This window comes from Streptomyces sp. NPDC018045, assembly GCF_044327445.1.
In the GTDB taxonomy this organism is placed as follows: Bacteria; Actinomycetota; Actinomycetes; order Streptomycetales; family Streptomycetaceae; genus Streptomyces.
In genome coordinates, this window is the sequence record NZ_JBIRFL010000012.1 from 82468 (window position 1) to 96622 (window position 14155).

General features: G+C 69.1%; 16 protein-coding genes and 1 pseudogene. 11 read left to right on the forward strand and 6 right to left on the reverse strand.

Annotated elements, in window-relative coordinates:
* Positions 1-7: 7 nt before the first annotated feature.
* Both ACH4EB_RS24745 and ACH4EB_RS24750 read right to left on the reverse strand, forming a co-directional pair.
* On the reverse strand, positions 8-208 hold the full coding sequence (locus tag ACH4EB_RS24745; protein WP_398349796.1) for a DUF397 domain-containing protein: 201 nt from the start codon (positions 206-208) through the stop codon (positions 8-10).
* Positions 205-1032, reverse strand: coding sequence for a helix-turn-helix domain-containing protein (locus ACH4EB_RS24750; protein ID WP_398349798.1), 828 nt, complete (start codon positions 1030-1032; stop codon positions 205-207). The genes ACH4EB_RS24745 and ACH4EB_RS24750 overlap by 4 nt, the downstream gene beginning before the upstream one ends.
* A gap of 147 nt (positions 1033-1179) precedes the next feature.
* On the opposite strand from ACH4EB_RS24750, the gene ACH4EB_RS24755 reads away from it, so the two are divergent.
* Positions 1180-1521 carry a hypothetical protein gene (locus ACH4EB_RS24755; protein ID WP_398349799.1) on the forward strand — a complete coding sequence of 114 codons (342 nt, stop codon included), beginning with the start codon at positions 1180-1182 and terminating at the stop codon, positions 1519-1521.
* A gap of 357 nt (positions 1522-1878) precedes the next feature.
* The gene (locus ACH4EB_RS24760) at positions 1879-2673 is read left to right on the forward strand and encodes an SDR family NAD(P)-dependent oxidoreductase (RefSeq protein ID WP_398349800.1); all 795 of its coding nucleotides are present in this window, start codon (positions 1879-1881) and stop codon (positions 2671-2673) included.
* 66 nt (positions 2674-2739) lie between these two features.
* Here ACH4EB_RS24760 and ACH4EB_RS24765 read toward each other — a convergent pair whose 3' ends face one another.
* Positions 2740-3645 carry a LysR family transcriptional regulator gene (locus tag ACH4EB_RS24765; protein WP_398349801.1) on the reverse strand — a complete coding sequence of 302 codons (906 nt, stop codon included), beginning with the start codon at positions 3643-3645 and terminating at the stop codon, positions 2740-2742.
* A gap of 140 nt (positions 3646-3785) precedes the next feature.
* On the opposite strand from ACH4EB_RS24765, the gene ACH4EB_RS24770 reads away from it, so the two are divergent.
* The 7 genes from ACH4EB_RS24770 to ACH4EB_RS24800 all read left to right on the forward strand — a co-directional run bounded on the left by ACH4EB_RS24770 (position 3786) and on the right by ACH4EB_RS24800 (position 9260).
* Positions 3786-4658, forward strand: coding sequence for a DMT family transporter (locus ACH4EB_RS24770; protein WP_398349802.1), 873 nt, complete (start codon positions 3786-3788; stop codon positions 4656-4658).
* A gap of 106 nt (positions 4659-4764) precedes the next feature.
* The gene (locus ACH4EB_RS24775; protein ID WP_398349803.1) at positions 4765-5052 is read left to right on the forward strand and encodes a hypothetical protein; all 288 of its coding nucleotides are present in this window, start codon (positions 4765-4767) and stop codon (positions 5050-5052) included.
* A 23-nt stretch (positions 5053-5075) separates the two neighbouring features.
* Entirely contained in the window at positions 5076-5588 is a 513-nt protein-coding gene (locus ACH4EB_RS24780) for a hypothetical protein (RefSeq protein ID WP_398349804.1), read from the forward strand.
* 17 nt (positions 5589-5605) lie between these two features.
* Positions 5606-5932, forward strand: a complete 327-nt coding sequence (locus ACH4EB_RS24785; protein WP_398349806.1) for a hypothetical protein — start codon at positions 5606-5608, stop codon at positions 5930-5932.
* Positions 5919-7424 carry a pyridoxal phosphate-dependent decarboxylase family protein gene (locus tag ACH4EB_RS24790; protein ID WP_398349808.1) on the forward strand — a complete coding sequence of 502 codons (1506 nt, stop codon included), beginning with the start codon at positions 5919-5921 and terminating at the stop codon, positions 7422-7424. The genes ACH4EB_RS24785 and ACH4EB_RS24790 overlap by 14 nt, the downstream gene beginning before the upstream one ends.
* The gene (locus ACH4EB_RS24795) at positions 7421-8482 is read left to right on the forward strand and encodes a cupin domain-containing protein (RefSeq protein WP_398349810.1); all 1062 of its coding nucleotides are present in this window, start codon (positions 7421-7423) and stop codon (positions 8480-8482) included. The genes ACH4EB_RS24790 and ACH4EB_RS24795 overlap by 4 nt, the downstream gene beginning before the upstream one ends.
* Positions 8483-8546: 64 nt before the next feature.
* A complete protein-coding gene (locus tag ACH4EB_RS24800; protein WP_398349811.1) occupies positions 8547-9260 on the forward strand; it encodes a type 1 glutamine amidotransferase domain-containing protein in 714 nt (237 codons plus the stop codon).
* 481 nt (positions 9261-9741) lie between these two features.
* On the opposite strand, the gene ACH4EB_RS24805 is transcribed toward ACH4EB_RS24800, so the two are convergent.
* Positions 9742-11232: a PLP-dependent aminotransferase family protein gene (locus tag ACH4EB_RS24805; RefSeq protein WP_398349812.1), complete on the reverse strand. Its 1491-nt coding sequence runs from the start codon at positions 11230-11232 to the stop codon at positions 9742-9744.
* A gap of 28 nt (positions 11233-11260) precedes the next feature.
* Between ACH4EB_RS24805 and ACH4EB_RS24810 the strand changes: the two genes are divergently transcribed.
* Positions 11261-12133, forward strand: a complete 873-nt coding sequence (locus ACH4EB_RS24810) for a methyltransferase domain-containing protein (RefSeq protein WP_398349813.1) — start codon at positions 11261-11263, stop codon at positions 12131-12133.
* Between the two features lie 88 nt (positions 12134-12221).
* A pseudogene (locus ACH4EB_RS24815) lies at positions 12222-12557 on the forward strand (protein kinase); the annotation flags it as partial.
* Positions 12558-12570: 13 nt separating this feature from the next.
* Here ACH4EB_RS24815 and ACH4EB_RS24820 read toward each other — a convergent pair.
* Both ACH4EB_RS24820 and ACH4EB_RS24825 read right to left on the reverse strand, forming a co-directional pair.
* Positions 12571-13338, reverse strand: a complete 768-nt coding sequence (locus ACH4EB_RS24820) for a hypothetical protein (RefSeq protein ID WP_398349814.1) — start codon at positions 13336-13338, stop codon at positions 12571-12573.
* 97 nt (positions 13339-13435) lie between these two features.
* The gene (locus tag ACH4EB_RS24825; RefSeq protein ID WP_398349815.1) at positions 13436-14077 is read right to left on the reverse strand and encodes a TetR/AcrR family transcriptional regulator; all 642 of its coding nucleotides are present in this window, start codon (positions 14075-14077) and stop codon (positions 13436-13438) included.
* Positions 14078-14155: the final 78 nt, after the last annotated feature.

The following is a 14155-nucleotide window of genomic DNA, read 5'->3' on the forward strand; positions in this document are numbered from 1 at the left end:
GCCGAGGTCAGACGGCGGCCTGCCGGGCGAACTGGATCAGCCCGGCCCAGGCGCCCACACTGAGCGTCAGGTGCGGCCCACCCGGGTTCTTGGAGTCACGGACGGGGACCACGCCGCGCGAGGCGACGAGGTTGGTGGCGGCCTCTATGCACTGGCCGCCGTTGCTGCTGTACGAGGACTTGAACCAGCGGGGGGAATCGGTGGTCACGGGCTGCCCTTTCGTAACTGTTCGATGAGGGCCACAGAAGACGCCTGAGAGAGCGCTTCGGCCTGCAACTGATGGTAGGCCGTCAACAGGGGCTGTACGAACCTGATGTCTCGCTCCAGCCGCCCCTGTTGAGAGGACTCGGCATACGCGATATGGGTTCTGTTCGCAAGCGCCACAAGGGTTACGGGCAGGTCGAAAGATCGCCGTTCACCGAGGTCGAACGGAGCCAGTTGAAGAACTGTGGAGGGTAGTTCGGCGAACGCGGTAAGCCGGTCCAGTTGCGCCGCCATGACGCTGGCGCCTCCCACTGTCCGTCTGATGCAGCTCTCGTCCAGCACTGCGTAGATCAGTGGCGCGGGAGACCGTTCCAGAGACGCCTGCCGCTTGGCCAACAAGGCCAGCCGTTCTTCCGCCTGCTGCTCTGTGATTGCTCCCCGCCGCACAGCGCCCGTTGCGATCGCTGCCGCGTACTCCGGGGTCTGGAGCAAGCCAGGGATGATTCCCAGCTCGAAGAGCCTGATTTCCACCGCCTGCACCTCAAGGGCAACGTACTCGGGAAACCCTTCGAGTATCGAGGGGTTGCGCATGGCCTGCCCCTGGCGTTCGAGCCGGTCGCCGGTCCCCAGCACCTTGTCCGCCCTCGCCGCGAAGCGGGAAGTTGGAGGGCGGCGACCATTTTCGACGGCGGAAATGTGTGTCCCGGAGTACCCCAAGCGCTCGGCCAGTTCCTCCTGTGTCCACCCGTGCTCATCCCGCAATGTGCGCAGACGGACGCCGAACCGCGCCTTCGGCGAGCGGTCAGGGTCCAACTCGTTACGGTTCAACGGCCACCACCCAACTGTCCGTTCACAGGACGCAAGTTGAACGATTTCCGACTCTAGACCACGCTGAACCTGCCCGTAGTGCAGCCGTCACCGAGAGGAGTGAATTCCCTTGTCTCATAAGCGCACCGCCAGGAACGGTGATAACGAATGACCAGCCCCAGCCGTGATCACCTCACCCGGCTCATGCACGCGCGCGGGCATGACGGCGTGCTCTACCTGCGCACCGGTGATGGCAGTGACGCTGCCCCGGCCCCGCTCCGGGAATCCGAACGCCTGACCGTCCAGATCACCGGTACCAAAGAGGTCACCGCGGAGTGCGTCACGCCCGTCGACGGCAATCCGTGCGGCGCCAAGTCCAGTACGTGGATGAGCATCGTGCCCCCGCAGGACTGGGCGCGCGGACATTCCGTGGAGACCGGCCACACGGTGTTCACGCGCCACGAGATTGCCAGATTTCAGGTCCTCCGACCCCCTGGGGAGAACGTTTGAGCCGGCGGGGCCTCGGTGCCGCTCTGACGACGGCCCCTGGGCTCCGTGAACGGGATGGCCGCCGATCAGCCGGCTGTGCCCACCCTCATGACCGGGTACGGCAAGGGCTGTCCCGTAATCCACGAGGCCGAGGGTCATGCTGTGTCGGCGTCAGTGCCAATGGCACCGGCCGAGCGGAGCGAACGCCTGTCGGCTGCTGCCTGCCGGCTCATACGGCAGGGGCGTTCGGCCGGCAGCCCGGTGGCTTCCACGGCTTCGGAGCCGGCTTCGGTCAGCCACCGGTCGCTCCCCCGCTCCACCGGCGAAAAAACAACGAGATCCCCCCACACCTGACGGAGTCCTATTAGCCTGCCGGATATGGACCTTGATCTTGTTGGACGACGTGCAGTGGTCACCGCGAGCAGTAGGGGCATCGGTGCGGCAATCGCCCGCCGGTTGGCGAAGGAGGGCTGTGCCGTCTTGGTGCACGGCCGTGACCGGGAGCATGCCGAGGACTTGGCCCAGGAGTTGCGCGGCCGGGGCGGAGCAGCGGACGTCGTACTGGGGGACTTGACGGAGGAGACGTCTGCTGCCGCGGTGGCGGATGCCGCGCGGGAGTGGCGGGCGGATGTGGTGGTCAACAACGCCGGCCCGTTCGTCGAAAACGACTGGGAGACGGCTGAGCCTTCGGCGTGGTGGGACGCGGTCAACGGCAACGTCCTTCCCGGTGTGCGGATGATCCGCGCCCTGCTGCCCCACATGCGCGAAAGCGGCTGGGGACGTGTCATCAATGTAGGCAGCCGGGCTGCGACGACGCCGTTGCCCAACATGGTGGAGTATTCGGCGGCCAAGGCGGCGGTGGTGAACATGACCACCTCGTTGGCCCGGCACCTGGCCGGCACGGGGGTCACGGCAAATGCTGTGAGCCCGGGTGTGATCGCGACGGATGGCATGCGCGAAATGTTTCAGCAGGAGGCTGCGCAGCAGGGCCGGTCCACCGAGTGGGAGGACCTGGAGCCGGAGGTGGCCAAGGAGTACGCACCCAATCCGGTGGGCCGCCTGGGTACGGGCGCGGACATCGCGGCCGCCGTGGCGTTTCTCGCGAGTCCGTTGGCTGGGTACATCAACGGGATCGACCTGCGGGTGGACGGCGGCATCGCCCTCGTGCCGTGACCGGGCCCGGGCGGGTGCGCCTGTGAGGACTGGGGCCCGGTCACGGGAGGTCAGGTCTGCGGCCCGTCACCGGGTCTCGGTGTGGGCGGTACGGGCCATCTCGGCGACGAAGGCGTGGACGGCCGGGGTGGTGTTGGTCTGCGCGGTGGCCACCGCAATGGTGCGTGTCACCGCCGGTCGGCACGGGATGAGACGGACCCGGCTGTCTCCGGCGGGGGCGGCCATCCGCGGTACCAGTGCGGTGGTGAGTCCGGCGGCGACCAGTTCGAGCTGGGTGGTGTAGTCGGCCACGCAGTAGCGGACCTCTGCGTCGGAGACGGTGTATCGGCGCAGCAGTTGTTCGAGGGCTTGGTGGGCGTCGCTGCCCGGCGGACAACTGGCCCAGGTCAGATCGTGCAGGCTGTCCAGGGGCACCTCCTGGAGGTGGGCCAGCGGGTGACGCGGGTGTACGGCCAGCAGCGCCTGCTCGTGCACCAGGGTGTGGGTGTGGGTGCCGGGCGGGATATGGGTCGGTGCGTGGGTCCAGCTTTCCATGACCACGGCGTCGAGATTTCCCGTGTGCAGTTCGGGCAGCATGTGCGCCGCCTCGCCGTCGCGCACTTCCGGTGCCAGCCGCGGGTGACGGCCGGTCAGGGCCACCAGGCTGCGTGGGATCAAGGAGCGTAGGGCGGAGGCGACGGCCCCGATGCGCAGTGGGCCGGCGATCAGACCGCTGACGGCGGCGAGGTCCATGGTGGCGTGGGCGGCCACGGCGGACATTTTCTGCGCGGAGGAGGCCAGCACTCGCCCGGCGTGGGTGAGGCGGATGCCGCGCCCGGACGGTTCGACGAGCTTGCAGCCGGCTTCCCGTTCGAGGCGGCGGAGATGCTGCGAGATCGCAGGACCGGTCACATGCAGCTTCTCGGCAGCGGCGCGTATCGATCCGTGCTCGGCCACGGCCGCGAACACTCGTAATCTCTCCCAAGACAACACGTGAGCGAGACTATGCAATGCAGCGAACAAACAGTAAATAGTGCTGTGGGATCTTGGGTGGCAGGGTGCTGGTTGTGGATGTTGCGCCCGAAACCCGTCCTTCGTCTGCCGCCTTTCGAGACAGGCCGGAGCCCCGAACGGTGGCCGGTCTGTTCATCATCGGTGGTGCCGCCTGCCTGTCGGCCTCCGCGGTCTTCGTCAAGCTCGCCCACGTCAACGCCGGCACGGCGGCCTTCTTGCGCTGCGCGATCGCTCTGGTCCCTCTCGTCCCGTTGCTGGTGCACGAGACCCGGCGCCAGGGAGCGCTGCCGCGACCCTTGCGCCGGTACGCGGTCATCGCGGGGATCTTCCTGGGGGCCGACTATGTGATGTGGACCATCAGCATCCTGGACATCGGCGCGGCCATCTCCACCGTGCTCATCAACGTGCAAGTCATCGTCTTCCCCCTGCTGGCCCGCCTGTTCGACGGCACGAAGATCCCGCGCCGCTTCCTGTGGGCCTGCCCGCTGATGCTCGCCGGCATCGCCTTGGCCGGCGGCGTACTCAACTCCAGCCAGCAGGCCAGTCATCCCGTGCGGGGCGCGCTCTTGGGCGTCGGCGCCGGAGTCGCCTACGCCGTGTATCTGTACCTCAGCAGGCTGTCCGGTCAGCGCTCGAACCGGCACCTGGTCAGCCCCGTGTGCCTGTCCACCGCCTCGGCGGCCGTCACCTCCGGCCTGATCAGCGTGCTCACCACCGGTCTGCCGCTGTCCATCCCGGCCGCCTCGTGGGGGTGGATCGCTGCCCTCGCGCTCCTCGGCCAGGTGGCGGCATGGCTGCTGATCAGCAAGGGCGGCCCGCATCTGTCGGCGAACACCACAGCCGCTCTGCTGCTGCTCCAGCCTGTCATGGCGATCGGTTTCGCCCTGCTCATCCTTCACGAGACCCCCACCTACGCGCAGTTGTGCGGCTGCGCTCTGGTCATCGGCGCGGTGTGGGCCAGCAACCGCGCCCCCCGTACCACCACGACCTGAGCTGCGGCGGCAGGTGGTACGCAACACAACGCCAAGCCCCTCTGTGCCCTAGCGCTGCCGCACGACCGGCGCGGCTTTGGCTCCCCCCTCTGCAGAAGGGAATCGCATGGATCAGCCCTCGGCCGACGACTACGGCCTCATCGCCCCTGTCAGCATCCCGCGGGACGGACAGGCACCCGGTGGCGTCAGCGGCCCGGACGAGTACGACTCGTTCTTCCGTATCCGGCACGACGAGGTCTCCACCACCACGTGGGTGGCGCAGACCCTGTCCGTGACCCGCAAGGTCACCGACGACCTGAGCAGCACCAACCTCGACGAAGCCGACCGTGCCGACCTCCTCGACGGCATCACGCTGCTGTTGCAGCACGCCGTGAGCCTGACGACCGATCAGTGACCACGCACCACCAGGAGCGACCCATGGCACTCACCCCGGAGCAGGAAACCGCGGTGCGCCGCTGGAAGCTGGGACACCACGTCTTCCATCTGCACCTGACCGTGATGAACACCCATCTCGTCGCCTTGCACACGGCCGTGGACGAGGAGGACTGGCCCACCTGCCGGCGGCTGCTGGACGTGCTGACCCGGCTGTACCGGGCGTCGACGGCGTCCATGCGCTATGCCTCGGACTTCCCGCGGGCTGCGTACTCGGACCTGCTGCGGCCAGCGATGGAGCCGCCCTGGGTCAGCCCCGGGTTCTCCGGCAAGTTCAACACCGATCACGAGCGCATGCTCCGCCTGCTCAAGGACGTCCGCAGCCCGCTGAAGAAGGCCGTCCGCACCGGCTCGGCTCCCGCAGAGGTGCAAGAGGCCGCCCAGCGCCTGTGGCAGGAGCAGTCACGCAACCGCGCCAACCACAAGCTCATCTGCGAAAAGTTCGTTCCCGGCGGCAAGTCCCTGCTCCAGGAGTACTTCGCCGCATCCGAGAAGTGAGTGACGAGGAGACTGGCATGTCCTTCACCATCGTTGAGACCTGGTACCTGACCGACGAGGCCGCGCGGCAGGCGACCCGGACCATGCAGATCATCGACGACGCGATCGGGGAGAACGCTCACGGCCACCCGGGGTGGAACGGGCACGCCACCTTCCTGCAGGACGAGAAGGAGCCCAACGTCGTCACTTGGGTCTACCCGTGGCGCAGCGCGGAGGACCATGCCGACCTGCTGAAGACCGAAGAGCCGATCGTCCAGCCGCTCATAGCGCAGTACTGCACCCGGCCGCGCACGATCCGCTACGCCGCCGAGCTCCCCGTGGAGGTCGAGCATGACCACCACTGATCGCACCGGCTTGGTCCAGGAGGCAGCCGGCGCGGCGCCCCCGGCCGATGCGGTGGGTGACTGGTCTCCGCAGGAGCTGGAGGACAACGGCCGTCTGCTGCTGTCCCAACTGCGCGACCACTTCGAGGCACTGCGTTCGCTGCCGGTCACCACCGGCCGCTCGGCGCAGGAGATACACGCCCTGTTCGACCAGCCGCTGCCCACCGAACCGGAAGCCTTCGCCGACATCCTCACGCAGACCTGGCGTGACCTGCGGCCCAACCTGACGCTGTGGAACCACCCCCGCTTCCACGCCTACTTCTCCAACAGCTCCAGCGGACCCGCCATCCTCGCCGAGATGGCCACCGCAGCACTGAACGTCAACGTGATGCTGTGGGACGCCGCACCCGCGGCCGCGGCGGTGGAGACCACCGTTCTGGGCTGGCTCGCGGACATGCTCGCCTACCCGGCCGACGGCGACGCCGTCCTCGTGGACGGCGCGTCGCTCGCGACGCTGTACGCGCTGGCCGCGGCCCGCGAACACCTTGACGGCCTCGACATCCGCCGCAGCGGCCTGGCCGGGGCACCGGTCCTGCGCATCTACACCTCCGATCAGTCGCACAGCAGCGTCGACAAGGCGGCCATCACCCTCGGCCTGGGCCTGGACAACGTCGTACGCATCGCAAGCGCGGCCGACGGCACCCTCGCCCCCGCGGCCCTGGACGCCCACATCCGCAGCGACCTGCGTGCCGGCCACCGGCCCCTGGCCGTGGTCGCCAATGTCGGCAGCACCTCTACCGGCGCCATCGACCCGATCGCTGCGATCGCCGAGGTGTGCTCCCGGCATGGAGTGTGGCTGCACGTGGACGCCGCCTATGGCGGATTCTGGCGCCTTGCCGACCGGGTACGCCCGCACCTGCCGGACCTGTCGCCCGCCGATTCGCTGGTGGCCAACCCGCACAAGGTGCTGCTGTGCCCCATGGAAGCCAGCGCCCTGCTGTGCCGCCATCCCGACGCACTGACCAACACCTTCCGGCTGGTGCCGGAATATCTCACGACCCGCCATGAAGACGGCAGCGTCGACTTCATGAACTACTCGCTGCAGCTCGGCCGCCAGTTCCGGGCCCTGAAACTGTGGTGGATCATCAAGTCCTTCGGGAGCCAGGGCATCGCCCAACGGCTCTCGGCCGCCGCCGACCTGGCGGACCAACTGCGCAAGACGGCTGCGAATGCCCCGGGCTGGCAGGTCACCAACCCCGACACTCCCTTCCCCCTGGTGTGCCTGCGCTACGCCCCGGACGGTCTGGGCCCCCAAGAGACCGACGAACTCAACCGCCGTATCCACCACCGCGTCAACGCCGGCCGGCGCTCCTTTGTCTCCCACACCGTCACCCCGGCCGGTTACGTCATCCGTGTCTCGATCGGCAACATCCACACGGGTGCGGAGGACATTGACGGGCTGTGGCACGAGCTGACCACCGCAGCAGCCGCGGAGGAGGGAAGCAAACGATGACCACGACGACCGTGCAGACCGCCGAACCCGATACCTTCGCGGAGCGCCTCTCGGCGTTCTACGCCATCGGACGGTGGGAGGCCGTCAACGACGCTCTCCCCTGGACCCCGGCCCCCCGGTCGCGGCCCTGCATGTGGCGCTACGCCAACCTGCGCCCCTTCGTCCTGGAGGCTGCCAACTTCGTCAAAGGGGACGATGCCGCCCTGCGGGTGCTCACCCACCTCAATCCTGGACACCGGGAGTACGAGGCCGCCTGCGGGCACCTCTACTCAGGTCTTCAGGCCCTCAAGTCCGGCGAAGCCATGACCTGTCACCGGCACGCCGCATCTGCCATCCGCTTCGTCCACGAGGGCCACGGCGGGTGGACGGCCGTCAACGGCGACCGGATAACGGTCAGCCCCGGTGATGTCATCGTCACCCCCAGCCGCCTGTGGCACGAGCATGGCAACGACGCCGACGACGGCTTGGTCATCTGGCAGGACTGCACCAACGACCCGCTCGTCAACACCCTGGGCGCCAACTTCTTCGAACTGCACCCTGACAAGACCCACTTGCCATCAACACCGGCCAATGACACCTTCGCCACCTGGGGCGGCCTCCTGCTGCCCGACACACGGCGCAGCCGGCAGACGTCCCCTCTCCACACCTATCCATGGGACAAGTGCCAAGAAGCGCTGGACGCGGCGGCCCGCGCGGGACACCACAGCCCCTATGACGGCGTCATCCTGGAGTACACCAATCCCGCCACCGGAGGCCCGGTCACCCCGACCACCGGATGCAAACTCCAGCTTCTTCGGGGCGGTGAGACCACCCGCACCCACCGACACACCGGCTCGGTCATCTACATCGCCGCCCGCGGCCAGGGCACGACCACCATCGACGGCACCGACTTCGAATGGTCGGCCGGCGACACGTTCTGCGTGCCCTCGTGGGCCTGGCACGCGCACACCAACCGGCACCCCGACGATGACGCGGTGCTCTTCTCCACCAACGAATTCCCGCTCCTGCAGGCCCTCGGCCTGTACACCGAAGAAGCCGCGCCGGAGCACACCACCTGACACCATCCGGGCCGGGGCGAGGACGCCGACGGGCCCCGCCCCGGCCCCGACACGAAAGGGCCCCATGCCACACATTCTGATCATGCTGTCGGGCGCCACCCGGATGCCCCTGACCGACGGACGTTCCAGGGACATCGGGTTCTGGCCCGAAGAGGTCATCGAGCCCCTGGGCCTCTTCGCCCGCGGCGGCGCGCAATTCACCTTCGCCACACCCGACGCGCGTCCCGCCGCCCCCGAGCCCTCCGGCCTTACCCCGGAGGGCACCGGCCTGTCCCCCGAACGGTGCCACACCCTGCGCCAAGAGGTCACCGCCCTCGAAGGCCGGCTGAACACACCGGCGGCGCTGCGTGACCTGTCCTCCGAGCCCTTCGACGCCGTCTTCATCCCCGGCGGCTACGCACCGATGGTCGACCTGTGGGCCGACCCCCACGGCGGACGGCTGCTCACCGACTTCCACCACCGTGACAAGCCCATCGCCGCGGTCTGCCACGGGCCCGCCGCCCTACTCGCCTGTATGGCCTCCAGCGGACAGTGGCCCTTCGCCGGATACCGGATGACCGCGTTCACCGACGACGAGGAACACGGTGTCGGCCTGCTGAGTACGCTGCCGTGGACTGCGCAGCAGGCCCTGACCAAACGCGGCGCCCATTTCCTTGCCGCCTCCCAGCCCTGGCAGACGCACGTCGTCGAAGACCGCAACCTCTTCACAGGGCAGAACCCGGCCTCCGCCGGCCCCCTTGCCCAGCGTCTGCTCGACCGTCTCACCCCATCCCGATAGCGCACGCCCCTCCCACCGCCGCTGTCGCGCACGTTGCGCAACAGCGGCCAGGACTCCGCCCGCGGCGCGACATCCGGCACGGGAGGCGCAAAGGGCGCAGGGCGGGGGGTCGGCCCTCCGGCCGACCGCCCGCCGCATCACCATCACCCTGTCGGGCCCCGGCGGCACACCGCGGCACCGCAAAACGTTCCGCGCCCCCACACTCCCGACACCCCAACCGCCGCTACGCCACCAGGAGTGACTGCTCGAATACCGTGCGTAGCGAATGCCATTCGGGCAGTGCACGAGTCTTCCAGCGTCCCGACCGCCGTCGACATCGCCATCGCGCCCGTCCTGAGCGGTCCGCCCCGGCGCCCCCGGCCCGGCTCGCCGAACCCGAGGTCGCGGCCGTCCACGTCCACGTCCGCGCCCACCGCCCGGCGGCCGCCACCGTCACGCTCCCCGGCCAGAGTCCAGGAGCGTACGACCCGTGATCATCCCGTCAGGACATCCGTCTGAGTACTTCGCCGAGTGTCGCCACTCCTTCGCTGATGTCGGTTGGCGTGCTCGCGGCGTAGCCCAGGACCAGTCCCGGTTGACGGGGACGCTGGCAGTGCCAGGACAGGGGGTGCACTTTCACGTCGCGCGCGAGTGCCGCGGCTGCGACGTCGGTGTCAGCGAACCCGGCCTCGAAGGTGATGGTCAGGTGCAGGCCCGCTGCGGCACCGTGCACGATCGCGCCTGGCAGGTGAGCAGCGACGGCTCTGACCATGGCGTCCCGGCGGCGGCGGTGGTGCCTGCGAAGATGGCGCAACTGACGTTCCAGCGCGCCGGATTCCATGAACTGGGCAAGAACGAGTTGTGGCAGGGCGGCGTTACCGAGGTCGGCGAACCGCTTGGCGTCCAGGAGCGCGTCGCGGTACTGCGGCGGGGCGAGAACCCACCCGATGCGCAGGGCCGGGGCGAGGAGCTTCGACACGCTCCCGGCATAGAAGACGTTATTCGCGAGCACGGACCGCAGGGCCGGCACAGGTGCCCGGTCGTAGCGGTGCTCGGCGTCGTAGTCATCCTCGATGATCAGTCCGCCGCTTTCACTTGCCCAGCGCGTCAGTTCGCTGCGACGGCTGCCGCGAAGGACGACACCGGTGGGGAACTGGTGTGCGGGTGTCAGGAAAATGGCCGCTGCGCCCGTGGCGCGCAGTTCATCGACACACACCCCTTCTGAGTCGACCGCGACGGGCGGGGTGTCCAAACGGCAGTTGTGTAAGTGCTGACGGGCTCCCAGGGAGCCGGGGTCCTCCATCGCCACCGCGGAGATGCCGTCACTGTGCAGCGCCTGCCCCACGAGGGTGAGCGTCTGGGCGGTACCGGCGACGATGAGGACTTCGCCGGGGTCCGCCCGGATACCGCGATTACGGGCGATCCAGTTCGCGACGGCCACGCGGAGCGCCGGCGTACCGCGTGGATCTCCGTACCCCAGGTCGGATGCCGCAAGGCGAGCCAGGACGCGGCGTTCTTCGCGCAGCCACGCCGCTCGTGGGAACGCGGCGAGATCAGGAAGCCCCGGGGAGAAGTCGATCCGGGCCCGAGTCGTGCGCATCGCGTCGAAGACGCCTGCATCGGGCGTGGCGGTGAACACTGCGCGAGGTGACGGCGGCCTGGCGGGCGTAGGAGGCTTGGCTGCTGTCGTCGTCGCGGGTGCGCCGACGACGATCGTTCCGTTGCGCCCTCGCCCGGCGAGATATCCGTCCTCGACCAGGCGTTGGTAGGCCTCGGTGACCACGCCACGCGATGTGCCCAGTTCGCCGGCCAGGACCCGCGTGGCCGGCAGCCTGCTTCCCACCGGCAGTCGCCCGTCCGCCAGCGCGAGCCGGATCTGCTGGGCCAGCCACTCGGACTTCCCGCCGCTCGGCGCCTCGCCGATGGCCAGATGAAGGAAGTCGGCCCCGGACACTATGGACCGGTGAGGAGTGCCCTCATTGGATCTGTTCACCGGTCCATAGTGGCAGCAGGGTGGGCCCATGAACACCACCACAGCACCCTCCACCCCGGCCCCGGCAGCCGGCTACGTACACGGATACTCACAGCGTGAAGGCCGTCGGCTGGGCGACCAGGCGGACACACTGGCGCAGCTACTGCACGCCGGAACCACCTACCCCGCCGGCAGTCGAGTGCTGGAGCTCGGCTGCGGGGTAGGTGCCCAGACGGTCCATCTGCTCCGTTCCAGCCCCGGAGCGCACATCGTCGCGGTCGACCAGTCCGAGGAGTCGCTCGCGCAGGCCCGCACCCACGTCGCCGGCATCGCGCCCGAGGCACAGGTGGAGTGGCACCGCGCAGACGTGTTCGACCTTCCCTTCGCTGACGGGGAGTTCGACCACGCTTTCGTGTGCTTCGTCCTGGAACACCTGACGGATCCCCGGCGAGCGCTGGCCGGACTACGGCGCGTGCTGCGGCCCGGGGGCACCATCACCCTGATCGAGGGGGACCACGGATCGGTGGTCTTCCACCCTGACAGCGCGTATGCCCAGGCAGTGATCGACTGCCAGGTCCGCCTCCAGGCGGCAGCCGGAGGCAATGCGCTGCTCGGCAGGCAACTACGGCCGTTGCTGGCCGGCGCCGGATACGACAGCGTTGAAGTCCGTCCACGCACGGTCTATGCCGACCAGTCCCGGCCGGGGTGGGTCGACGGCTTCATCCGCAACACCTTCATCGCGATGGTCGAATCCGTTCGGGACGACGCGCTGGCCGCCGCCCTGATCACTCCGGCTGACTGGGACCAGGGGATCGCAGACCTGCACCGGACCGCCCACGACGGAACCTTCCACTACACGTTCTTCAAAGCCATCGCTGTGAACCGGTCCGCAGGTCCCGCAAGGTCCCCTCGGCTCTCGTAAACGGGCACCAACGCCACTGTCGTGATGCCGACCTCATGGGGCCGGCTCCCGCGCGGCTCCGGCACTTCCTGGGCACTGAACCGGGCTTCCCTGCCCGGGCTGTCTTGTCCATTACGAGAGCCCCGAGATCTCCCGCAGCATCCTCAAGACGGGCACGGCTGTCCCACCCACGGCGTCGGACGTGTACGGGTCCGGTGCGTCGCCGTTCATCAGCGCAACCGGGTGGAGACATGTCGAGTAACCGGACGATGCCCCGCGCCCGGTGCAACGAAAGGCCGTCGCCACCGTTGCGCATCGCCCGGTGACCGTCCCGGGGGTGTTCGGCAAGTTGATCGAAGCCCTGCTGAGTCCCGTGCCGGAAGACCGGCCGACCCTTGCCGAGGTGTGTTCCGTACTCGCGCGCGCCATCGATGCGGCAGGCTGAAGGCGGCACGCCGTCAAGCGCCGGTGCCGCGCCCGTCCCGGCCGTTCTGATCCTGCCGGACCCGGCGCCAATGCTGTTTCCTGTTCTTGTCCTCCCGGACGATGATGCCCAGTTCGGCCAGTTCGGCCCTGAGCTGTTCGGTGTCTTCCTTCTCGTTCTTCTTCAGGGCGTGGGCCCGGGCCTTGAGGAGGGCGTGGGCGCCGGCGGACAGGTCGGGCTGGGCGGTGACCCACCGCCGGAAGTCGGTGGCGTACGGGTCACCGTCCGGCCGCCACGGGTATCCGTGCTGCTCGAAGGCCGCCGCGAAGCGGTCCGTGTCGAAGTCGCCGCGTAGTCGGGCCAGTTCGCGGGAGTCGTGGCCGAGCAGCACCAGGTGCTTGCCGTCCTGGAAGACGGCGGCGGTCTCCGCGCGCGGCACCGTGCGGGTGACCCTGTCGACGGTCAGGACGGCCTGCTCGGGGCCGATCTCGGCGGTCACGTACTCAAGCTCGGCGAAGAACGCGATGACCAGGCCCAGGAGGAGGCCGACGGCCACGGCGGCGACCGACAGCAGCGGTTCGGGCGCGGACGCGACCAGTTTGAACGGCCCTTGCAGCGGGGCCCACGGCAGCGACGCCACCCAACCGGCCGCCCTGCTGAGCAGCCACAGCGCGATCGCCCCCAGGACGGGGAAGCCGGCCCACAACAGGGCGCGCTCGCCGGTGGTGGGGCCGACGGCGGTCGCGTCGGTGGCCGGCGGCGTCTTGGAGAGTGGAGCCTTGGGGAGTGGAGTTTTGGCCAAAGGGGCCTTGGGTGCCGAGGATTTGGGTGCGGAAGCCTTGGGTGCCGGGTTGCCGGAGGACATCGGCCGGTTCTCCCTCTGGTGGGTGCGGGCGGGGTCAGATGCCGGGCGGGGGCGGTGCGCCGGGGGGCGGGGGGAGTGCGCCGGGGGCCCCGCCGCCGGTCAGCCAGGCGATGATCCGCCGCAGCTCGGCCGCGTGGGCCGCGGGGTCGAAGTCCGGTTCGCCGGCGGCCAGGTAGGCGGCGTCCAGCAGGCCCTGGATCCAGGCGGCCACCCGGCCGGGCGGGAACGGCAGCGGTCGCCCCTCGTCGGCGAGCCGTGCCGCCAGGGTGTCCAGGGCGGCCCGTATCTGGGCGGTGTCGGCCCTCACCAGTTGGGCGAACTCCTCGTCCCGGTTGACCTGGAAGACGACCGCGGCCGCGAGCCCCGGCACGAGCGGGTCGCCGAGGTCGGCGAGCAGGTGGTCCACGAGGAGGCGGATGCCGTCGTCCGGCCGGTCCTGGGCGGTCGCGCGGGCGCATGCCTCGGCGTTGCGCGGCAGGTCGTCGCTGAACAGCGCGTGGAAGATGTCGCGCTTGGTGGCGAAGTAGTGGAAGAGCGTGCCCGATCCGATCCCGGCGGCCCGGCAGATGCGCGCGGTGGAGGTGCCGTCGACGCCGTACGCGGCGAACTCTCCGGCCGCGGCGCCGAGGATGTGGGCCCGCTTGCGGGCGTGCTCTTCGGGATTGACGGTACGCATCCCCGCAATAGTAGAGCGGGCACTCCAATAAAGCCAGAGATCGTCAACCAGGGGTTGACGCAACCTCGTCGTCAACTT

Bases quoted from the DNA above. Each gene is read 5' to 3' on its own strand.
- ACH4EB_RS24755 (WP_398349799.1), top strand. From the start codon at position 1,180: ATGACCAGCCCCAGCCGTGATCACCTCACCCGGCTCATGCACGCGCGC.
- ACH4EB_RS24760 (WP_398349800.1), top strand. From the start codon at position 1,879: ATGGACCTTGATCTTGTTGGACGACGTGCAGTGGTCACCGCGAGCAGT.
- ACH4EB_RS24775 (WP_398349803.1), top strand. From the start codon at position 4,765: ATGGATCAGCCCTCGGCCGACGACTACGGCCTCATCGCCCCTGTCAGC.
- ACH4EB_RS24780 (WP_398349804.1), top strand. From the start codon at position 5,076: ATGGCACTCACCCCGGAGCAGGAAACCGCGGTGCGCCGCTGGAAGCTG.
- ACH4EB_RS24785 (WP_398349806.1), top strand. From the start codon at position 5,606: ATGTCCTTCACCATCGTTGAGACCTGGTACCTGACCGACGAGGCCGCG.
- ACH4EB_RS24790 (WP_398349808.1), top strand. From the start codon at position 5,919: ATGACCACCACTGATCGCACCGGCTTGGTCCAGGAGGCAGCCGGCGCG.
- ACH4EB_RS24795 (WP_398349810.1), top strand. From the start codon at position 7,421: ATGACCACGACGACCGTGCAGACCGCCGAACCCGATACCTTCGCGGAG.
- ACH4EB_RS24800 (WP_398349811.1), top strand. From the start codon at position 8,547: ATGCCACACATTCTGATCATGCTGTCGGGCGCCACCCGGATGCCCCTG.
- ACH4EB_RS24810 (WP_398349813.1), top strand. From the start codon at position 11,261: ATGAACACCACCACAGCACCCTCCACCCCGGCCCCGGCAGCCGGCTAC.
- ACH4EB_RS24825 (WP_398349815.1), bottom strand. From the start codon at position 14,077: ATGCGTACCGTCAATCCCGAAGAGCACGCCCGCAAGCGGGCCCACATC.